Genomic DNA, 20,084 nt, shown 5'->3' with positions numbered 1-20,084 from the left:
GGGAGATGCCACATGAACACGCGAATCTGCGGGCTGTTGTTGCTGCTGGTGGCCAGCGGCGCCAGTGCCGAAGGCATGGAGGAACGCCTGCGTACCCAACTGCGCAGCACCACCCAGCAATTGCAGGCGCTGCAAAGCGAGCAGGCCCAGGCCAGTGCGGCGCGTGTCGCCGCTGAGGCCCAGGCCAAGCAGGCCCAGGCGCAAATCAAGCAACTGACGGCCGAGCTGGAAAAGGCCCGTGGCACGGCCGAGCAACTGGCCGGCCAGCAACAGAACCTGCACAGCCAGGCGCAAGCCCAGGTCGCGGCCAGCCATGAGCAGACCGGCAAGTTCAAGAAGGCGTATGAGGAACTGCTGGTCCTGGCCAAAGGCAAGGAAACCGAGCGCGCCCGCTTGCAGGCACAGTTGAGCGAACGTGACACACAAGTGCAGCAATGTTCAGTCAAGAATCAACAGATGTACGGCGTGGCGCAGCAACTGCTCACGGCCTACGAAAAGATCGACGTGGCTGAGGTGATGAGTATTCGCCAGCCCTTCGCCAGCAGCGCACGGGTCAAGTTCGAGGAACTGGCCCAGGGCTTTGGCGACGATCTCTACAAGAGCCGTTTCGATGCGCCCCAGGCGGGCGTCAACCATTGATTACAAGGAAGAACCGCACATGAACGAATTGATCACCAGCGTCACCCCCCAGAGCCACACCGAGTTGCTGCAGGAAGCCGGCTACCGGGTCAACCAGAGCGAACAGAACGGCATCGTGCAATTGCTCAGCGCCAGCCAGGGCATCGGCTTTGCCGTGCGCTTCGGCAACCCGGCGGCGGAGCAGGGCGGCTACGTGGACTTCACCTACAGCTGCGCACTGCGCGTGCAGGGAGAGTTGCCCGAAGGCCTGGCGCAGGTGTGGAATGCTTCGCGTCGCTTTGCGCGGTTGTCGCTGCAGGGCGAATTCTTGCTGATGGAAATGGACGTGGTGGTGGCCGGCGTCGGCGCCACGCACCTGCGCAGCCAGCTGGAGTTGTGGGACCGCTTGCTGCAGGAATTCATCGTCTACCTGCGTGAATACAGCCAGCAGGCCGCGCAGTTGCAGGCCCAGGCTGCGGCGGTCGGCGAAGAGGCACCCGTCCTGTGAAGAAGCCAACCCTGATGGTCGGCGCCGGCGCGTTGGCGGTGCTGGTGGTGGCCGTGGCGCTGTGCCTGCGTCCGGGCAGCGACCCGGTGGCTGCCCAGCAACCGGCACCGCTGCTCGATCCGGCGTCGGCCGGGCCCGCGGTGGCGCGCCTGGGCAATCAGCAGATCGACCTGGTCGAACTCAAGAGCGTGCTGGCGAGCCTGCCAGCCGAGTCTCGCGAGCAACTGCGCGGCAACCGTGGCGCGCTGGAAACCTGGATTCGCTCACGGCTGGCGCAAAAGGCCGTGCTCGAACAGGCCGACGCCCAGGGCTGGCGCCAGCGCCCGCAGGTGGAGCAGCAGACCCGCGCCGCCGCCGAGCAGATCGTGTTCCGCGACTACATGCTCTCGGTCAGCCAGGTGCCGGCGGACTACCCCAGCGCGGCTGAACTGCAGCAGGCCTACGACAGCGGCAAGGCGCAATGGGTGACGCCGCCGCTGTACCGGGTGAGCCAGATTTTTCTCGCGGTGAATGACCCGCAAAACCTCGACACGGTGCGCCGCCAAGCCCAGGAACTGAGCCGCCGGGCACAGGCCGCACCGGGGGATTTCGCCGCCCTGGCCAACCAGTTTTCCCAGGACCCGGAGACCGCTGCGCGCGGCGGTGATTCGGGCCTGCAGCCGTTGCAGCAACTGGTGCCCGAGGTGCGCGGCGCAGTGTCGCGGCTCAAGGTCGGCGCGGTATCGGACGCGGTGCAGAGTGCGGCGGGCTTTCATGTGCTCAAGCTCACCGGCCAACAGCCGGCGCGCACCGCCAGCCTCGACGAACTGCGCGAACGCCTGACCCAGGCCCTGCGTGCCCAACGTCAGGAACAGATCGCCAAGGCCTACCTGGAAGGCATGCTCAACACCGCGACCTTGAGTATCGACGGTGCCGAGTTGAACAAAGTGCTGGAGTAACCCGCGACCACCCGCATTGGATGCACCGACCGACAGACAGGGAGTCTCACATGGCATTACTGGAACCGTCCGGCCAACAAGGGCCTTCAACCTATCGCGCGCCATCCGAGTCACGTGGCGCCTGGCTGACCCTGGCCGCCGAGATCGACCCGGAGGTGGCGCGCTACTTCCTGGTCAGTGCGCGCTGCGGCTGTTTCATGCAGGCCGCGCGCAGCTTGAATATCAAGGCGACGCTGCTGCGCAAGCGCCTGGCGCAGCTGGAGGAGCACCTGCGCCATGCGTTGTTCAGTTATCAGGGCAACGGCCTGGTACTCAGCCGCGACGGCTTGCAGTTGCAGGCCCAGTTGGTGGCCCTGGCCCACGAGCGGCGCCTGCCGGTGCTGGAACAGCCGCTGATTCGCCTGGCGGTGGCCGAGCCGATCCTGCACGACATCCTCGGCCGTGACCTGATTGCCTTGCTGCGCCGCAACGCCAGCGTGCGCCTGGAGATCATCTCCCTCGACAGCCAATTGTCCCTGCAAGCGGTGGACGTCGATGTGGTGGTGTGGCTCTCCGACACCGACGGCCCGGTGCCCGGCCCGAGCTTCGCCACCGAAGCGCCACGGGCCCTGGCCCGCCTGGAATATTTGCCGCATATCGCCAAGCGCTATTCGCGCCTGACCACGCGCCCGGACAGTGTCGACGACCTGAATGACTACATGCTGGTGCAATGGCAACCCGATGCACAGGTCGACGCCCTGCAGCCGTGGAACCAAGTGGTGGAGCAACGCCTGGCGGCGGTGGTGCAGGTGCAGGCTTATTCGCTGATGCTGGAGATGATCCGCTGCGGCGCCTGCATCGGTTTGCTGCCGCACTACATGAGCAGTTTCGACCGTGGGCTGGTGGCACTGCCGGGGTTGCTGGCCGACAGCATGCAACGCCAGGTGTGGCTGGCGGTGAATGCGCAGGTGCAGCATGCGCAGGCGGTGCAGATGATTGTCGAGTTGATCGTCAGCACGTTTGAGGGGCGGCGGGAGTGGTTTGGCTGAGTGTGCGGCTGCTGGCGGTCCCGCTCTCACAGCGGGTGTGCCTGATGGATCGAGGTGCCCGCATCGCAGGCAAGTCAGCGCCCACAGAAAGGCTGATCAGCGTTGCAACACGCCACGAAAGGTCGCACTCAGGGCCCGCAAGGTTTCGCGCGAACGCGTGTCGCTGATGCGGCTATGAAGCACCACCTCACTCACGGCCAAGGTCGGCAAGCCGTATTGCTCGCTCACCTCCACCGCTCCGGCCGGGGCCACGCGGTGGGCGAGGGCAGCGACGCCCAATCCGGCGGTGACTGCCGCGCCCACGGCCATGACCCCGCCACCGACAAATACCTCGGTCCAGTCGATACACGCCGCATCCAGCGCGCGCGTCGCCTGATGCCGCACGCCGCAGGGCGCGGCCATGGTTGCCATGCGCAGCGGCGTGCCGGGGCGGTGTTGCCAGGTGGGCGCGGCGAACCAGCCAAAGCGTTCCACCGCCAATACTTCGCCGTCCTGGCGCTCGCCCTCATTGCGCACGATCACCGCGTCCAGCTCATTGCGATCGAAGGCGGCCACCAGGTCGCGGGAGGACGCGATACGTACTTCAAGGATCACCAACGGGTCGTAGGCGGCCAGGCGGCTGAGCCAGGTCGGCAGATCGGGACCGGCCACATGGTCGCTGATGCCGATCACCAGGCGCCGGGGTGCTTGGCTGCCCATATCGCCCAGTGCGCGTTCGTGGGCATTGAGCAGGGCGCGCGCGGCGACGATAAAGTGCTCGCCCTGCGGTGACAGCCGCACATGGCGCGGCGTGCGCTCCAGCAATCGATAGCCCAGGCGTTCTTCCAGGCGCTTGAGCTTGAGGCTGATGGCGGCCTGGGAGGTGTCGAGGGCTGCGGCGGCGCGGGTGAAACTGGCGAAGTCGGCGACCAGCACAAAGGCCTGCACGGTGTCGATATCCAGCGGTTTGGGCGCGTCAGTCATATCCGATCCTTATCGCACATATATCGGCTGATATCTTGTTGAAATCATCGGCGCTGCGCAAGCTGAACCCTCAACTTGCACGGGAGCTTCTTCATGTTTGCCAAACAGTATTCACACCGCTTGCCTGCCGACTACGACATGGCCGTGATCCGCCGCCGCGCCGCGCAATTGGGGCCGTTGTGGGATCACGCCGAAGGACTGCTGTTCAAGGCGTTTATTGCCCAGGAGCACGCAGGCAAGGTGTATGCCTCGGTGTATCTATGGTCCGACCCACTGCAGGCCGCCGATTTTCTGCTCGGAGAGCGCTTTCAGAAGGTGCTCGACAGCTTCGGCCGTCCGTATATCGAGAGCTGGTTGCCGCTGGATGTGCAACGTGGGCCGGCGCAGACCGCGCTGAGTCTGTACCGCGAGGACTGGGCGTTGGAACCGGGGGCCGACAGGGCGGCGATCCTGGCCAAGGAGAAAAGTCGCAACCAGCAGTTGGCGGATAGCGGCGACACCTTTGCGGTGTTCCTCGCTCTGGATGTGCAGGCCTGGCGACTGGTACGGATCACCTTGTCGGCCAAGGCGTTGCAGGCGGACCATCCCGGGACGGGCTACCAGGTGTTTTACCTGGCCCATCCCGGGATTTGACTCAGGAATTGAATCGGGCTTTTGGCTGGCTGAGCTTGCGCTCGGCCACCGCTCCGAACACCAGGCCCAGGGTGGTCCACAGCACCAACTGGATGCCCAACGACGCCACGCGGAATTTCCACAGCAGCACGGCCGAGAATTGCTCCGGCACTTCGTTGATCACCGGGAACAGGCTGCCGGCCACTGCGACGATCACGATGTACAGCGCCACGCCGAGGATCGCGCCGCTCCACACGCCACGGCGGGCAATCAGCTTGCGCGCGGCGTTGATCGCGATCACGGCCGCCGCCAACGACACCAGCAGCATCAGGAAGAACAGCTTGGTGCGCTGTGCAATGGTCTGCGGGTCCCCCACGGAAGGCGGGTTGGCCGGGTATTTGAGCCCGGGCACCAGGATCAGCGTCACAAAGGCCGCCAATGCCAGCAGCGCCGCCAGGCCGCGCGGGCCGACCTTGCCGATGCGGCCCAGGGCGTAGGCGAACACCAGGGCGAAGAGGCCACCCAGGGACACGCTGTAGACCACCACGCCGGTGAACAGGCCGAAGGTACTTTGCACCTCGCGGCTCACCAGTTCTTCTTCCGGCGCATCGCCGTGCATCTGTGCCATCTGGTCTTCAAAGGCGATGGCCTTGTCGATCTGCGGCTCGCCGAAGGCCTTGGCGAAACCGAAGGCCAACACGCCGGCGAGCAGGCCCACCAGCATCCCGCGTACGAGTAATTGCCCTGTCATGGTGTGTCTCTCTTATGAATTAATGGCAGGGGAAACCCAGCAGGTGGCGACCGTCGTGCACAAACTCGTGCACGTACATGCCCTTGAACACCGCAGTGGCGCCTTGCTCGGCACCGACGAAGTAAATCGCCAGCATCAGCAGCAGGCCGCCGAAGATCGCCCAGGGCAGGATTTCGCCCAGCGGGATCGTCGGCACATAGACATCAGGATGGGTTGCAGCAGTGTTAGCCATGAGAACCTCCAGGGATGACGCGTCCCGAAATGGATAGCGAAGGGGCTGAAACAGGGTCTGGCTTACGGCTATTGGGCCGAATACAGTGGCGCGACCGCGCCGGAATCGAACCGGCTTCCTCTTTCATGTTCGTTGTAACATGTTGAAACAACTTCGCCAGTCTACGCTGACTGCGCGCTGAAACAGAGTGAAATTGTGATGCAGGCCACCCGTCTGACCCTTATCTGCCATGCCATCACGCCGCTGCAAAAGCAGGGGCGCTTTCCCGATGACGAATCGGTGGCGATGGACTGGCAAGCTGCCGCGTCATCGCTGGCCGGGCGCTACCCGAAAAACCTGCGCCTGCTCTGCGCACCCGAGGCTCGCGCCCGGCAGACGGCGGGTTTGTTCGGCAGCGCGCCGGTGTTTGAAGAAGCCCTGCGCGATGGCAACTTCGGCGATTGGAAGGGCCAGGCCATCAGCCAGTTGGATCATGGCCAGTTGCAGGACTGGATGACCAACAGTGCCAGTGCGCCCCACGGTGGCGAGTCGGTCGAGCAGATTTGCGCACGCGTGGCACAGTGGATGAAAACCCTCGAAACACAGCCCGGGCACGTAGTGGCTATCACCCATCCCTTTGTCATCCGCGCCGCGATGCTGTACGTGTTGCAGTTGCCCGTCGCGATGTTCTACCGGATCGACGTCGAGCCACTCTGCGCCACCGAACTGCGCTTCAACACTGTCTGGCGCCTGCGCCTGGAAACTCACGCCTAGCCGCATGAACATGGCAAAATCCACGCCCCGCACTGAGAGCAACCCATGAAACGCATCCTGATCATCGGCATTGGCGCCGGCAACCCTGACTACATCACGATGCAGGCCGTGAAAGCGCTGAACCGCACCGACGTGTTTTTCCTGATGGACAAGGGCCAGAGCAAGGACAAGCTGATCGACCTGCGTCGCGAGATCTGCGAGACCTACATCACCGAGCCCGGCTACCGCTTCGTCGAGGCCGACTGCCCCGAGCGTGTGCGCGGGGATATCGACTACACCACGGCCGTGCAGGACCTCAACCGCGACAAGCAGGCGACGTTCGAACGCATGATCAATGAGGAAATGGCTGACGGTGAAGTCGGCGCTTTCCTGGCCTGGGGAGACCCGGCGCTGTACGACAGCACCATTCGTATCCTGCAGGCGATCCTGGCCAGTGGCCGCTGCCACTTTGAGTTTGAAGTCATCCCCGGCATCACCAGCGTGCAAGCCCTGGCGGCCCAGCACAAGGTGGCGCTGAACCGCATCGGCAAGTCCGTCGAAATCACCACCGGGCGCCGTTTGGCCGCAGGGCAGGCGAGTGATGCCGATACCCTGGTGGTGATGCTCGACGCCGAAGATTCCTACCGCAGCGTGGCGGATCAAGGCCTGGATATTTATTGGGGCGCCTACTTGGGCACGCCGGATGAAATCCTGATCAGCGGCAAGGTCAGCGAAGTGGCTGGAGAAATTGAACGGGTGCGCAAGGCGGCGCGCCTGGAGAATGGTTGGATCATGGACACTTATTTGTTGCGCAAACCCTGAGGTAACGTCCCATGCTCAAAGTGTTTGCCCTGGCGCTGGCCCTGGTGGCCGGTACCGCCCAGGCCGATACCAGCCTGCACACCGATTTGCCGCTTTCATACCTGGAACAGACCCAGGGCGATGCCCGCAACCAGCCACTGGTGATTTTCCTGCACGGGTTCGGCAGCAACGAGGAGGATCTGTTCGGCATCAAGGACGCGCTGCCCTCCACTTGGACCTACCTGTCGGCCCGTGCGCCGATGCCGGTCGACCCGCATGGCTTTCGCTGGTTTACCAAGACCCCGGGCGACGGCGAGTACAACGGCGAAACCGCTGATTTGCAGCGCAGCGCCACACTGCTCGAAGACTTCGTGACCCAGGCCACCGCCAAATACCACACCCAGAGTGACCGGGTGTTCCTGGTCGGTTTCAGCCAGGGTGCGATCATGTCCTACGAGGTGGGCTTGCGTAAGCCTGCGTTGGTGCGTGGGATTGCGGCGTTGAGTGGCAGCGTGTTGCCGGTGCTCAAGGCCGAGCTGAAGCCCGATGAGCGCCTGAAACAGCTGGCGATCTTTATCGGCCACGGCACCCTGGACCAGGCGCTGCCGTATACGTCGGCGACGCGCGCGAATGAGGTGCTGACGGGGTTGGGGCTGACGCCGGAGTTTCATGGCTATCCGGGCATGCCGCATACCATCAGCGAGGCGGAGGTGCAGGACCTGAAGGCTTGGCTGGAAAAAAGCCTGAACTGACGTTGGCTAAGTGTGGGCGCTGGCTGGCCAGCTCCCACATTTGTTGGTGGCGTCAGGAAGATCGGCTCACTTGCCGCCGGTGATCTGCTTCACCAACTCCGCATGCCCCTTCACATCATCGGCCCGCGAGATGGCCTGGATCACCAGCAAATGGTTGCCCGAACCGCCGAGGAAAGTGGAGTTCAAGGTCTTGCCGCCGCCCTGGGTGGCGGTGCTGTCCACCTGGCGCAACCCCAGGCCCTTGAACGTGAGTTTCTTCTCGCTGAGTTTCTTGAAGTCGGGCAGTGCAGCGGTCTGGTCCTTGACGAAGCCGGCCACGGCGCCGTCGAGGAACTGCGTGTCGTTGTCCTGGATGGTAACCCCGTCGTTACGCACGGTTTCGGCGACGATCACCACGCTTTTCGTGGTCTGGTTGGCGTACATCGTGCCTTGGGTGTCGGCGGTGCCATCTTCGGCCTTGCCGGCCGGCAGGGTGTCGGCGACGTAGGCCTTGGGCAGGCTGAAAGTGAACTTACCGCCCAGGGTGGAGAGGGTTTGCGTGGCAGGCTTGGCAGCAGCGAAGGCGCTGCCGGCGGTAAGCGCAAGGGCCAGCAGGACGGCGGTCTTGGTGAAAGTGGCCATGAAGCGCTCCAGGGATGAACGAAATTGCGGCATATTCTGTCAGAAATTTCGCAATATCGTTCATCCGAAGCCTTACACCTTGTCGGACTCCTCCTCGAGCCGATCCATCTCAAACAGTCGCGCCAGTTCTGCACGGGCTTCCTGGGCGGTCTGCATGACCTTGGCCGCATCGTCGTACACCGCGTGTTGGGCGGCGAGGACTTGCAAGTCGTGATTTTTGAAACGGGTGATGCGCGCATCCGCCTGGGCCTGGCTCAAGCCCAGGCCCACCAGGGTACGGCGGCTCATTTCCAGGCTGGAGTAGAAGGTCTCGCGCACCGGCGAGGCATCCAAGTCCACCAGGCGGTGCACGTGCTGGCGGTTACGCGCGCGGGCGATGATCTTCATGTGCGGGTAGAGGCTGCGCACCAGCTCGGCGGTCTTGATGTTGATCTCCGGGTCGTCCATGGCGATCACGAAGAATTCCGCCTGGTCGACCTTGGCCGCATGCAGGATTTCCGGGCGTTGCGGGTCGCCATAGAACACCGGCATGCCGCCGAAACTGCGGGTCAGCTCGATGGTTTCCACCGAAGTGTCGAGGGCGATGAACGAGATGTTCTGCGCACGCAGGATCCGCGCCACGATCTGCCCCATGCGGCCCATGCCGGCGATCACCACGCGCGGTGCATCGCTTTCGATGGTGCGGTATTCCTCGGGCACTTCCACCGGCTTGACCTTGGGCTTGAACAGCTTCGGGCACACCAACAGCAGCAGCGGCGTCACGGCCATGGACAGGGTGATGGTCAGCACCAGGATGTCGTACAGGTGCGGTTCGAACAGGCCCTGATCGCGACCGATCTTGAACACCACGAAGGCGAATTCCCCGCCTGCCGCCAGCACCACGCCCAGGCGCAGCGCGCTTTCGCGGTTGAGTTCACCGACCATGCGGCCCACGGCGTAGAGCAGCGGCAGCTTCAGACCGATCAGCAGCAGCGTCAGGCCGATCACCACCAGCGGCGAGCTGAGCAACAGGCTGAGGTTGGCGCCCATGCCCACGCTGATGAAAAACAGCCCGAGCAGCAGGCCCTTGAACGGCTCGATCTGCGATTCGAGTTCGTGACGGTACTCCGAGTCCGCCAGCAGCAGGCCGGCGAGGAACGCGCCGAGGGCCATGGACACGCCCACCAGTTCCATCAACCAGGCGGTGCCGATCACCACCAGCAACGCGGTGGCGGTGGAGACTTCACGCAGGCCGGTCTTGGCGACGATGCGAAACACCGGCCGCAACAGGTAGCGGCCGCCGATGATCACCACGGCGATGCTGCCGAGGATCTGCAGCACGTGTTGCAGGCCCTGGGCCTCGGTGGTCGGATGATCGCTGCCGGCCAGCAGCGGCACCATGGCGATCAGCGGGATCGCGGCAATGTCCTGGAACAACAGGATGGCAAACGCCAGGCGCCCGTGGGGCTGGTTCAGCTCCTTGCGCTCGGCCAGGCTCTGCAGGCCAAACGCGGTGGACGACAGCGCGAGGCCCAGGCCCAGCACGATCGCGCTGTTCCAGGGCTGGCCAAACAGCCACAACGCCACGGCCCCCATTACCAGGCCGGTCAACAGCACCTGGGCCAGGCCAACCCCGAACACCGCCTTGCGCATCACCCACAAACGCTTGGGCGACAACTCCAGGCCAATAATAAACAGCAGCAGTACCACGCCCAGCTCCGAGAACTGCGCCACGCTTTGCGGATTGCCGACCAAACCCAGCACGGAGGGGCCGATGATCACACCGGCAAACAGATAGCCCAGGACCGCACCCAGTTGCAGGCGTTTGGCCAGGGGCACGGTCAGCACGGCGGCGAGCAGGAACACCACGGCTGCTTGTAACAGGTTGCCTTCATGGGGCATTGCGAACTCCAGGATCTTCAAAACCAGTCAACAGGCGGGTATTAGAGCGCTTTTTACATTTCGATAATTGTGTTTTTGCAGCGAGCTACCGTGCATGGGGCGCCATTTCTATTGCGCAAGCACTATTCCGCCGCTACGCAGGAAGGATGTACAAACAATTTCCCGAGGTCGGCGGGTGGCAGCTCATCCAGTTTATCTACTAGTTTTCAGTCTCTTGAGTTTATATTCCTTGGATGGCATATTTGCATGAGCTGGGAAATTGAATACACGGATGAATTCGGGGCCTGGTGGGAACATCTGGGTGAAAAAGAGCAGGTTTCGGTGTCGGCCAGCGTTGATCTGCTGGGCCTCTTCGGTCCGGGTTTGAGTTTTCCCCACAGCAGCGACATCAGGGGCTCTCGGCACGGCAACTTGCGAGAACTGCGCATCCAGCACGCGGGGCGGCCTTATAGGGTGTTGTACGCGTTTGATCCGCGACGATGTGCGTTGTTACTGATGGGCGGTGATAAGACCGGGCAACATCGATGGTATGAAACGCACGTCGCCGTGGCAGAAAAGCTGTATGACGTGCATTTAGAAATATTGCGTAAAGAGGGCCGTAACCGTGGCTAAGAAATTCGCCGAACTCCAAGCTCGCATGACGCCGCAGGCGCGTGCCGAAGCCGAGCAGTTGCTTGAGCAACACCTCAAGGAAATGCCGCTGCACGAACTGCGCAAGGCTCAGCAGTTGAGCCAGGAAAGCCTGGCGAAAATATTGAATATCAACCAGGCCGCCGTCTCCAAAATGGAAAGGCGCACCGACATGTACATCAGCACGTTGCGTGACTACATCCGCGCGATGGGCGGCGAGTTGGAAATTATCGCGACGTTTCCCGACGGCCAGGTCAAGATCGAAAACTTCGCGTGCTGAAGTCCAGCAGGGTGTTTGGCAATCGCCAAGGCATGCGCCGGGTATGCGTTAAAGTGTCGCTCTCGTGAATCAGCTTCTCGCCATGCGCGCCTTCGTCCGTGTGGTCGAAACCGGCTCCTTCAGCCGTGCGTCCGACCAGTTGGGATTGCCGCGCTCCACCGCCAGCAAGTTGATCAACGACCTGGAAATGCACCTGGGCATCAAGTTGATGCACCGCACCACGCGCGCGCTGGCGCCGACGTCCGAAGGGCTGGAGTATTACCGCCATGCCCGGCGCCTGGTGGCAGAGCTGGATGAAGTGGACAGCGCCGTGCGCGGGCAAACCCTCAAGCCCAGCGGGCATTTACGGGTAGACGCACCGGCGTCGTTCGCCAATTGCCTGTTGATTCCGGCGCTGGTGGATTTTCACCGCGAGTATCCCGATATCACGGTTGCCCTGGGCATCAGTGATCGCTCAGTGAATATCGTGGGGGAGGGGGTTGATTGCGTGATCCGCGCCGGCAAGCTGGAGGACATGGCGATGATCGGTCGCAAGGTCACGGACCTTGAGTACCTCACCTGCGCTGCGCCGGCTTATCTGGAGCGCCGAGGTGTACCGGTGTCCCCGCAGGACCTGGCGCAACATCACCACAACGTCGGCTATTTCTTCGCTGGCTCGGGCAAGCCGGAGCCGTTGATTTTCGAGCAGGGCGACACGCGCATCGAGGTGGAAAACTGCGCGTTTTCCACCAACGAGGGCAACGGCCTCAAGGAAATGCTGCTCGCCGGCCTGGGCGTCGGGCAGCATTTCAAGGCAATCGTGCAGCACTACGTGGACACCGGCGAACTGGTCAGCGTGTTGCCGCACTGGTCACGCCCGGCCACACCGCTGCATATTCTTTACCCGCCCAACCGGCACCAGAGCGCGCGGCTCAAGGTATTCGCCGATTGGGTGATTGGTACGTTCGGGGTCAGGGAATGATCGCGGTCACGCGGATTTCCACGCGCATGGTCGGCAAGCCCAGCGCTTCGACGCCCAGTTGCGTCCAGATCGGCGCATGGTTGGGCATGTACTGGCGGTAGCGCTTGACCATCGCCTCGTTGACTTCGGGCGGGAAACCGCCGACGTGGTAGGAGTTGACGTGGATCACGTGCTCCCAACTGGCACCGGCGGTGGCCAGGGTGCGCTCCAGGTTGTGAAACGCCTGGGCGATTTCCTCGCCCAGGTCGGCGGGGATCTGCAATTCATCGTCCCAGCCGCCCTGGCCGGAGGTTTCCACGCGATTGCCGACCTTTACCGCTTGCGAGTAGTGCAGGTGCTCGCGCAGGTAGTCGCCATAGCCTGGGGTGACAAAGAATTCGGGCGTGCTCATGGTGTTTCCTTGGGTTCAGTACAAGACCGGACCCAGGCTAGAGCACTGGATGGGCGAACAAAATCCCGAATTCATGCCATGACTATCTATCCATATGCACAATCGGCTGCGGCTCTACAGGTGCAAGGTTCGCTGGCTTGCGATACAGCCCCACGGCCAGCCCGGCGATGATGATGCCGATCGAAATCAGGTTCGGCGTGGAAATACGCTCGCCGATAATCAGCATCGAACTGGTGATCCCGAACACCGGAATCAGCAACGACAGCGGCGCCACGGTGGACACCGGGTATAGCTTGAGCAGCGAGTTCCAGCCCCAGTAGGCGAAGTGCGTGGCCAGGTAGACCTGGAACAGGATGGACAGGATCGCCGTCAGGTCGAGGCTCGCCTGCAGGCTTTCGAACGGCGCACTGCCGTGCATCAGCCAGGCCGTGAGAAACAGCGGGATCGGTGGGATCAGGCTGGCCCACACCATGAACGAGAAGATCTCCTTGACCCCGGATTTCTTGATGATCACGTTGCCCACGCTCCAGGCCACCGCGCTGAGCACGATCAGCATAACCCCGAGTACCGCGTGGTTGCCCTCCTGGGTGGAGATGATCCCCGCCAGGCCGATCAGGGCCAGGAGTGCACCGAGCATCTGCGCGCCACGGATTTTTTCCTTGAACAACACAAAGCCCCAACCCATGGTGAAAAACACGCTGAGCTGAATGATCAATGAGGCAATGCCGGGGCTCACGCCCACCTGGATCCCGTAGTTGATCACGCCCCACATGCCCAGCCCGAAAATAAAGCCGTAGGCGGCCACATAGCTGAACTTCACGGCCGGGCGCTTGATGAAGAACACCAGCGGCAAGGCGGCGAGGGCGAAGCGGATGCCCGTGAGCACAAACGGATCGATCGAGCGCAGGCCCAGTTTAGTGATAGGGAAGTTCACCCCCCAGACCAGGGTGACGAGAACGGCGAGTGACAAATGTTTTTTCAGCATGGACCCTCCTTGGGTCAGGCGGCACACCGCAATCACGGTGCGCCGCGTGCAAATCAGTTCAGGGCGAAGCGTTGTTGCATCAGGCACAGCCCGGCCATTTCCATCAGCAGGTTGTCGGCCGAAGCACGTTGGGCCGGCGACAGGCTGGGCAGTGTAGCCAGCAAGGCGCGCACTTTACGCGGATCGAAGAACGGTACGTTGCTCAAGGCCGGGCCGCTCAGGACGTCGTGGATCATTTCGAACAGCTTCGACTGCGGGCTTTCGGACGCCGGCGGCGCGCGGAAATACTGTTTCTTGCGATCCAGCACCGCCTGCGGCACATACGGGCGCATGGCTTCGCGCAGCGCGTATTTCTCGGTGGCGCCGCGCACTTTCATGTTCACCGGCAGGCGGCAGGCGGCTTCGATCACTTGGTGGTCCAGTAGCGGCGGGCGGCCTTCGAGGCTGCCGGCCATTTCCATGCGGTCGCCCAGGGAGGTGAGGACCACGTTCGGCAGGCTGGATTTGGCGACCATGTACAGCGAGCGGTTGACCGGCTCCCAGCCTTCGAGCGCGCGGGGGCTCAGGCGGTCGTAGAACTGGCGATAGGCATCCACGTCGCAGAAACGCTCGCGGAACTCATCGGTGTACAGCTGTGCCAGCGGGCCGAACAACGCGGACTGGGTCTGCAGCCACGACACGCCGTGGCCGAGTTCGTCCTGCACCCACTTCACGCCATTCTTGCCGCCGGGCAGGTAGCGATCTTCGCTGCTGTGCAGGCGTCGGGTGAGTTCGGCGATCACCGCCGGGTCCTGGTGTTCGTGGTTGTACAGCAGCATGTCGCGGCGGTAGTGCGGATAGCCGCCGAAGACTTCGTCGGCGCCTTCGCCGGTCAGCACCGCGCGCATGCCCTGGCCCTGCACGAACTTGCACAGCAGGTACTTGGCCACGCTGTGGGCGTTGGCGAACGGCATCTCGGCGTGCCACAGCGCGTTTTCGAAGTTGTCCGCCATGTCGGAGGAGTTCACGGACAACACATTGAGGTGGGCGCGGTTATGCCGGGCAGCCACTTCGGCGTATTGGCGTTCGTCGTAGGCCTGCTCGCCTTCGAAGGACAAGTGGAAGGCCTGCAGGGGCTGGCCGGTCAGCTCGGTGGCGATGCCCAGCATTGCCGAGGAGTCCAGCCCGCCGCTCAGGCAGACGCCGACCGGTACGTCGGCATGCAGGCGCAGGCGTACGGACTCCTCGATGGTGCTGCGCAGCGTGTCGATGATCTCGGCTTCACTGCGCTGCTCGGTGTCCTGCGCGTCGGGGAAGTCCCAGTCCCAGTACTGCTCGGTCTGCAGGCCGCTTTCGTCGGCGATGATCCAGCAACCCGGCTTGACGCTGCGAATATTGTTGAACAGCGTGCGGTCGCGCAGGATAAAGCCACGGCTGGCGTAGGCTTCGTGGTCCCACTGCGCCGGCACACCGGCTGCCAGCAGCGCCTTGATTTCGGAGGCGAAGTACCAGGCGCCTTCATGCTCGGTGTAGTACAGCGGCTTGACGCCGACCCGGTCACGCACGGCAAACAGCTTTCTGCGCAGGCGATCGAAGATCAGGATGGTGAACTCGCCGCGCAGTTGCTTGAGCCCGCGCACGCCGTGGCGGCGGTACAGGTGCATGGCGATTTCGCTGTCGGAGGAGGTCTTGAAGCGGCAACCGTAACCCTCCAGCTCTGCGCGAATGCGCTGATAGTCATAGAACTCGCCGTTGACCATCATCACCAGGTCGCCTTCATCGGCGACGATCGGCTGGGTGCCATTGCCCAGCCCGACCAGGCCCAGGCGCACATACCCGAAAGCGGCCTGGCCCTTGGGGTCGAACCATTGGCTGGAGCTGTCCGGGCCACGATGATGGATGGCGCGCAGGGCTGCATCGAACATGTTCGGGTTGAACGCACGAGGGTGTTTGGCAAAGACGCCAATGTATCCACACATAAGATTTACTCTATTGAATTTGTATTGGTCAGCGGCACGCTGGTGTTCAAACGGTGGTTACCGGTTCCGGCATCAACTGCAACTCAGGCAGCACCGAGGCTGGGTGTATGCCAATCGAATTGAGGATCTCGGGCATGGCCGAGTAGTCCGCTTCACCGGTCTCGATGAATTGGGTGGGCAGCAGCAGCGAGCGATCGCCGAACACTTCGAGCAGTTGCGGCAGGATGATTCGCCACGCGGAAATCTCGCGCATCGGGAAAATACGGATCGAGTTGGCGATGCCGCGGGTAAACAAGGTGGTTTGTTGCGCGGTGAAGTCGCCGACCACCTGCTGCACGAACAGCGGGAAGATGTGCTTGTGCACCAGCTCGTCTTTTTTGTGCAGGGCCACGACGTGACGGAACACCGGTTGGATCTCGGGTGCGTCGCTGAGGTCGGCCAGGTAGTCGCTGATGAAGGTCTCCGACACCAGCGAGAAGGCCAGGCGGTAGATCTTGAAGTCCGCCTCGGACATCGTGGCCTGGGCCTGGCTCAAGTGGCGGGTCAATTCCAGCTCCGGCCATTTGATGCGCATGCCGCGCTGGGTAATCGCCAATTCACACATGTTGATCGAGAACAGCGTGTGGTAGGCCTCATCCGCCAGGGTTTCGGAAATGGTCGCGGCGCTCGCTGAGCTCAGGCGCGAGCCCAGTTGCAGCAGGTCGATGCAGGACGGGCAGATGATCTCGGTTTCGATGGCGATGGTTTTCTGGTTGTAGATCACCCAGCCCGCCGACAGGATCAGCAGTTTCAGCGCGTGGGGGTAGTGCTGGTAGTGCGGGTCATGGGCGAAAGGTAACAGGGCCTCGAGAAAGTCCGGGGCCTGCAGGTCGAGCTGGATATCCGGGCGTTGGGAATCGAGCTTGATCTGTGCGCGTTTGTGCCAGCTGCGTTCGATTTTGATCAATCGTTCATCGGCGGCGTCATTGCTGCGATAAAGATCGTCTTGAGTGCTGTGCTGAAACATGGTTTCACCGGGTTGATAGTGAATTGTGAAGGCCATCCATGGTTTGCCGATTAAGCTCGGCAACATTCACGACCGCGAGTTACACCGCCGGGGCGGTCTGGATCTTGTCCTTCTTGCGATCCAGGAAATCCGCCAGGCGATCCTGTGTGCGGGTGTCGGAGGACACCACTGCAGCAATCAAGGCTTCTGTCATCAGGCCGTCCTGCTGGCTCTGATCCACGATGCGTGGCAGCACGTGGGTGACCGCGTAGTTGGTCATGGGCAAGTTGCCGGCGATCTTGTGCGCCAGTTCAGTCGCCTTGAGCACCGCCTGGCCGACCGGGACCAGGTACTGCGCCACGCCGCGCTCGTAGCTTTCCTTGGCGTAGAGCGTGCGGCCGGTGAGCATCATGTCGGTCATCAGGGCGATGCCGGCGATGCGCGGGAAGCGCACCGAGGCGCCGACGCCCACATACAGGCCGCGCATGGCTTCGGGCAGCGAGAAGAACGCGCTGTCATCGACCACGCGAATACTGCAGGCCGTGGCGATTTCCAGGCCGCCGCCGATGGCCGCACCGGTAATGGCGGCCACGACCGGCACTTTGCCGAACTGGATCAGTTCAAAGGTTTTATGCCACTCACGGAAGGCCTGGACGTTGTCGATTACCGATTGGTCGCGGATTTCCGACAGGTCCAGCCCCGTGCAGAAGTGCTGGCTGGTGCTGTAGAGCACGGCGGCACCAATGCCTTCAGGCAGGTTGCTGAAGGTCTCGCGCAGTTCATGCATGACCTCGAGAGACATGGCGTTGCGCTTCTGCGGGCGGTTGAGTCCCACCATCAAAACCGCGCCATCTACTCGTACGTCCAAGTAGTTTTTGATCGTCATTTTCCGAGTATCCCTTCGATATGAACCCAACTTGGGGAGCAACGATTCTAGGTGGCAGAGTAATGGCCCGCTTGCTATGTCAGGTCATACTTTGACAAAATCGGGCCATGCCGCCGACCTTCACTTTTTCCCCTTACGAACTCGACAGCCCCGAAGCGGTGGTGACGCTGCGGGAGTACCCGTCCGGCACGGTGTTTCCACGCCACACCCATCGTCGGGGACAGTTCGCCTATGCCTCGACGGGGGCGCTGAAGATGTTCACCGACCTGGGTAACTGGGTGGTCCCGCCGCAACGGGCGATCTGGGTGCCGGGCGGGGTGGCGCATGAGATGCACATGCGCGGCGATGTGGTGATGCTCAACACCTACCTGGACGACGATGCGGCCGAGCGTGCCGGTTTGCAGAATTACTGCCAGGTGTTCGGGGTGTCGCCGCTGCTGCGGCATTTGCTGGAAGCGGCGTTGGCCATCGGGCCGTCGGCGTCGCCGAGTGTCAGGGACCGCTGCGTGCTGACCCTGTTGATCGATGAGATCGGCGCCATGCCCGAGCTGCCGCTCAGCGCCCCGTTGCCCTCCGAATCGCGGCTGTCCCGTTCTTGTCAGCGGTTTCTCGAAGCGCCGACGCAGAAAATCTCCATCGGCGAAATGGCCGATTGGTCGAGCATGAGCCGGCGCACCTTTACGCGTAACTTCCGGGAGTGCACTGGCATGACCTTTGTATCGTGGCGCCAGCAGGTCTGCCTGCTGGAGGCCACGGCGCGGCTCAGTCACGGCTCGTCGATCACCGATGTGGCCTTTGAGCTGGGTTTCAGCAGTTCCAGCGCGTTCACTTCGGTATTTCGCCGCAACCTGGGGGATTCACCGGCGCGCTACCTGGCCAAATCCAAGGCGGCGTCGATGTTCTGAAAGGAGGAGGGCGCTAACCTGGTGCCTTTCCCCCCAGCGGTACGGCGTTGAGTCTCACCCTTTGTTACTATCGCCGTCCCTTGTCACCCGGAGTCACCGCCCCATGCAGCACCAGTGGGATGAAATGCACCGCACTCGCAAGCCCACGTTCGTGTTGTGTGGCGAGCCGCAGGGGGAGGTGCTCAATCTCTATGTCCACGGTTATTCGGCGTTCTTCAATCAGCAACAACTGGGCAATTTCAAGCAACAGTTGGCGGCGATCGAAGGCTCGACCAACCTGATGCTGTTCTGGCCGGCGGGGCATTTCCTGGAAAACCTGTTTGCGCCGTTCAAGGACGTGATCACCGCGATGCTTGGCGGTGGCAGCCTCGGCGCGGCGACGGTGGGGGTGGGCAAGGCGATTGCCTATTTCCTCGACCACTACAAAAGTGTCGAGGCCCGGGTCGACGAAGTGGCCAGGAGCCTGCTGCCGGAACTCGCCGGTTACCTGCACGGGGAAGCGCTGCAAGTGCGGCGTATCAACCTGATCGGCCACTCCCTGGGCGCGCGCATTCTGGTCAAGAGTGTGTTGGCCAACCCCGAAACCGCTCGCGAGCTGCCGTTGGACAACCTGCTGCTGATGGGCGGCGCGATCTGTACGTCGAGCCCGTGGGACGAGGTCTCGGCGCCGCTCAAGGGACGGGTGATCAACTGTCACTCGAGCAAGGACTGGGCCCTGGCGATGAAGCCCGACACCGAGCGCTGCATTGGTCGTTACGCGATCCCGGTAACTCCGGCGCTCAAGGCCAAGGTCACCAATGTGCACCTGGCCAGCTTCGATCACGCCGCCTACTGGCCGCAGTTGCAGACCGTGGTGCAGTACACCGACCTGTTGCAGGAGCGGCGCGGCATGATCCGCGCCGACCAGCGCAGCAGCGAGGTGCGCTTTGCCGAGGAGGACGCAGACCTGTTCCCGGCCCTGGTGCAGGCGCGGCCGGAAGAAGTGAAGTTCCTCGCCGAGTTGATGGCGCAAAAACGCAGTGCCTCGATCGATGCCACGGTACGCGAGCCGCTGAAGCTGGCCATCGAGTTGCAGCGCATGGGCGGCGACAGCTTCATGAACCTGGCCCGTGGCCATGGCGTGAATTACCGCCAGATCGCCGAAGATGTCGCGCAGCGCCTGGGGATCAAGTTCGATGAGCCACTGGAGACGGTGGCTTTGGCTGATGTCGAAGCACGAGTCGCGGAAAAACTGATCGAGCAGTACAAGGCCAAGCTGAGCACGGCCGACCGCCAAGTGTTCGACGCTGAACTCAAGGCGGCAGCGCAGAAGGAGCAGGGCGTGTTCAGCCGTTTCGATGTCGGCCGCTCGGCCACGGCGGCGTTGAGCGGGACGGCACTGGCCGGATTGACCGGGTTTATCCTGCGCCGGGGGGGCGCCACGGCGATCCCGGTGGTGGGCCAGGCCTTGGCCGCCGCCATGCTGTTGGTGAGCGGGGTGCGTGCGTTTTCCGGCCCGGCGTATTCGATCACCACCCTGGCGGTGCTGGTGGTCGGGCTGATTCGCCAACGCATGGAGCGTGAAGCGCTGAACCAGGAGATCGACCTGGTGGTGCAGGTGGTCGAAACGTTTGACCTGCCTCGGGACACGGTGATGCGCACGGTCGCATCCGACTGATAAGCTGCG

Annotated in this window: 23 protein-coding genes and 1 riboswitch; of the genes, 13 read left to right on the top strand and 10 right to left on the bottom strand. The window is 62.8% G+C overall.

Annotated elements, in window-relative coordinates:
• The first annotated feature begins 12 nt into the window (after positions 1-12).
• From NTD80_RS16740 to NTD80_RS16725, 4 genes are read left to right on the top strand one after another with little or no spacing between them, the layout of a single operon-like run.
• Positions 13-639, top strand: a complete 627-nt coding sequence (locus tag NTD80_RS16740) for a DNA repair protein (RefSeq protein ID WP_262134346.1) — start codon at positions 13-15, stop codon at positions 637-639.
• Positions 640-658: 19 nt separating this feature from the next.
• Positions 659-1,126, top strand: a complete 468-nt coding sequence (locus tag NTD80_RS16735) for a YbjN domain-containing protein (protein ID WP_262134345.1) — start codon at positions 659-661, stop codon at positions 1,124-1,126.
• The gene (locus tag NTD80_RS16730; RefSeq protein ID WP_262134344.1) at positions 1,123-2,064 is read left to right on the top strand and encodes a peptidylprolyl isomerase; all 942 of its coding nucleotides are present in this window, start codon (positions 1,123-1,125) and stop codon (positions 2,062-2,064) included. The genes NTD80_RS16735 and NTD80_RS16730 overlap by 4 nt, the downstream gene beginning before the upstream one ends.
• 50 nt (positions 2,065-2,114) lie before the next feature.
• Entirely contained in the window at positions 2,115-3,092 is a 978-nt protein-coding gene (locus tag NTD80_RS16725) for a LysR family transcriptional regulator (RefSeq protein WP_262134343.1), read from the top strand.
• A gap of 96 nt (positions 3,093-3,188) precedes the next feature.
• Here the strand turns inward: NTD80_RS16725 and NTD80_RS16720 are convergent, their stop codons facing one another.
• On the bottom strand, positions 3,189-4,055 hold the full coding sequence (locus tag NTD80_RS16720) for a LysR family transcriptional regulator (protein ID WP_262134342.1): 867 nt from the start codon (positions 4,053-4,055) through the stop codon (positions 3,189-3,191).
• A gap of 93 nt (positions 4,056-4,148) precedes the next feature.
• On the opposite strand from NTD80_RS16720, the gene NTD80_RS16715 reads away from it, so the two are divergent.
• A complete protein-coding gene (locus tag NTD80_RS16715) occupies positions 4,149-4,688 on the top strand; it encodes a DUF4865 family protein (protein WP_262134341.1) in 540 nt (179 codons plus the stop codon).
• A 1-nt stretch (position 4,689) separates the two neighbouring features.
• Here the strand turns inward: NTD80_RS16715 and NTD80_RS16710 are convergent, their stop codons facing one another.
• Together NTD80_RS16710 and NTD80_RS16705 are read right to left on the bottom strand one after the other, a co-directional pair.
• On the bottom strand, positions 4,690-5,418 hold the full coding sequence (locus tag NTD80_RS16710) for a CbtA family protein (protein ID WP_262134340.1): 729 nt from the start codon (positions 5,416-5,418) through the stop codon (positions 4,690-4,692).
• Between the two features lie 19 nt (positions 5,419-5,437).
• Positions 5,438-5,650, bottom strand: coding sequence for a CbtB-domain containing protein (locus NTD80_RS16705; protein WP_065905961.1), 213 nt, complete (start codon positions 5,648-5,650; stop codon positions 5,438-5,440).
• A 32-nt stretch (positions 5,651-5,682) separates the two neighbouring features.
• A riboswitch (cobalamin riboswitch) is annotated at positions 5,683-5,820 on the bottom strand.
• A gap of 28 nt (positions 5,821-5,848) precedes the next feature.
• Here NTD80_RS16705 and NTD80_RS16700 point away from each other — a divergent pair.
• The 3 genes from NTD80_RS16700 to NTD80_RS16690 are packed head-to-tail and all read left to right on the top strand — an operon-like array spanning position 5,849 to position 7,935.
• Complete coding sequence (locus tag NTD80_RS16700; protein WP_262134339.1) at positions 5,849-6,403, top strand: histidine phosphatase family protein; 555 nt, start codon at positions 5,849-5,851, stop codon at positions 6,401-6,403.
• A gap of 45 nt (positions 6,404-6,448) precedes the next feature.
• Entirely contained in the window at positions 6,449-7,204 is a 756-nt protein-coding gene (gene cobF, locus NTD80_RS16695) for a precorrin-6A synthase (deacetylating) (protein WP_120448236.1), read from the top strand.
• A gap of 11 nt (positions 7,205-7,215) precedes the next feature.
• Positions 7,216-7,935 (top strand): alpha/beta hydrolase, encoded by a 720-nt coding sequence (locus NTD80_RS16690; RefSeq protein ID WP_262134338.1) that lies wholly within the window; start codon positions 7,216-7,218, stop codon positions 7,933-7,935.
• Between the two features lie 66 nt (positions 7,936-8,001).
• Here the strand turns inward: NTD80_RS16690 and NTD80_RS16685 are convergent, their stop codons facing one another.
• Both NTD80_RS16685 and NTD80_RS16680 read right to left on the bottom strand, forming a co-directional pair.
• The gene (locus NTD80_RS16685) at positions 8,002-8,556 is read right to left on the bottom strand and encodes a hypothetical protein (protein ID WP_065905967.1); all 555 of its coding nucleotides are present in this window, start codon (positions 8,554-8,556) and stop codon (positions 8,002-8,004) included.
• 72 nt (positions 8,557-8,628) lie between these two features.
• Positions 8,629-10,437, bottom strand: coding sequence for a monovalent cation:proton antiporter-2 (CPA2) family protein (locus NTD80_RS16680; RefSeq protein WP_262134337.1), 1,809 nt, complete (start codon positions 10,435-10,437; stop codon positions 8,629-8,631).
• 246 nt (positions 10,438-10,683) lie between these two features.
• Here NTD80_RS16680 and NTD80_RS16675 point away from each other — a divergent pair, with 246 nt between their 5' ends.
• The 3 genes from NTD80_RS16675 to NTD80_RS16665 all read left to right on the top strand — a co-directional run bounded on the left by NTD80_RS16675 (position 10,684) and on the right by NTD80_RS16665 (position 12,308).
• Complete coding sequence (locus NTD80_RS16675) at positions 10,684-11,049, top strand: type II toxin-antitoxin system RelE/ParE family toxin (RefSeq protein WP_213552489.1); 366 nt, start codon at positions 10,684-10,686, stop codon at positions 11,047-11,049.
• Entirely contained in the window at positions 11,042-11,347 is a 306-nt protein-coding gene (locus NTD80_RS16670) for an XRE family transcriptional regulator (RefSeq protein ID WP_065905971.1), read from the top strand. The genes NTD80_RS16675 and NTD80_RS16670 overlap by 8 nt, the downstream gene beginning before the upstream one ends.
• A 64-nt stretch (positions 11,348-11,411) precedes the next feature.
• Entirely contained in the window at positions 11,412-12,308 is an 897-nt protein-coding gene (locus NTD80_RS16665) for a LysR family transcriptional regulator (protein WP_262134336.1), read from the top strand.
• Here NTD80_RS16665 and NTD80_RS16660 read toward each other — a convergent pair.
• The 5 genes from NTD80_RS16660 to NTD80_RS16640 all read right to left on the bottom strand — a co-directional run bounded on the left by NTD80_RS16660 (position 12,298) and on the right by NTD80_RS16640 (position 17,513).
• Positions 12,298-12,699: a RidA family protein gene (locus NTD80_RS16660; RefSeq protein WP_262134335.1), complete on the bottom strand. Its 402-nt coding sequence runs from the start codon at positions 12,697-12,699 to the stop codon at positions 12,298-12,300. The two genes, NTD80_RS16665 and NTD80_RS16660, sit on opposite strands and share 11 nt — an antisense overlap.
• An 82-nt stretch (positions 12,700-12,781) precedes the next feature.
• On the bottom strand, positions 12,782-13,684 hold the full coding sequence (locus NTD80_RS16655) for an EamA family transporter (protein ID WP_065905977.1): 903 nt from the start codon (positions 13,682-13,684) through the stop codon (positions 12,782-12,784).
• Positions 13,685-13,737: 53 nt separating this feature from the next.
• Positions 13,738-15,642, bottom strand: coding sequence for an asparagine synthase (glutamine-hydrolyzing) (gene asnB, locus NTD80_RS16650; protein ID WP_262134334.1), 1,905 nt, complete (start codon positions 15,640-15,642; stop codon positions 13,738-13,740).
• A gap of 46 nt (positions 15,643-15,688) precedes the next feature.
• Positions 15,689-16,648 carry a diiron oxygenase gene (locus tag NTD80_RS16645; protein WP_262134333.1) on the bottom strand — a complete coding sequence of 320 codons (960 nt, stop codon included), beginning with the start codon at positions 16,646-16,648 and terminating at the stop codon, positions 15,689-15,691.
• A 79-nt stretch (positions 16,649-16,727) separates the two neighbouring features.
• Complete coding sequence (locus NTD80_RS16640) at positions 16,728-17,513, bottom strand: crotonase/enoyl-CoA hydratase family protein (protein ID WP_065905983.1); 786 nt, start codon at positions 17,511-17,513, stop codon at positions 16,728-16,730.
• 107 nt (positions 17,514-17,620) lie between these two features.
• On the opposite strand from NTD80_RS16640, the gene NTD80_RS16635 reads away from it, so the two are divergent.
• Positions 17,621-18,418, top strand: coding sequence for an AraC family transcriptional regulator (locus NTD80_RS16635; RefSeq protein ID WP_262134332.1), 798 nt, complete (start codon positions 17,621-17,623; stop codon positions 18,416-18,418).
• Positions 18,419-18,521: 103 nt separating this feature from the next.
• Positions 18,522-20,075 carry a DUF726 domain-containing protein gene (locus NTD80_RS16630; RefSeq protein WP_262134331.1) on the top strand — a complete coding sequence of 518 codons (1,554 nt, stop codon included), beginning with the start codon at positions 18,522-18,524 and terminating at the stop codon, positions 20,073-20,075.
• Positions 20,076-20,084: the final 9 nt, after the last annotated feature.

It is taken from the genome of Pseudomonas sp. 13B_2.1_Bac1 (assembly GCF_025466155.1).
Classification (GTDB): Bacteria; Pseudomonadota; Gammaproteobacteria; order Pseudomonadales; family Pseudomonadaceae; genus Aquipseudomonas; species Aquipseudomonas aylmerensis.
The sequence above is the reverse complement of the archived record's forward strand: the minus strand, read 5'-3'. Positions and strand labels throughout refer to the sequence as shown.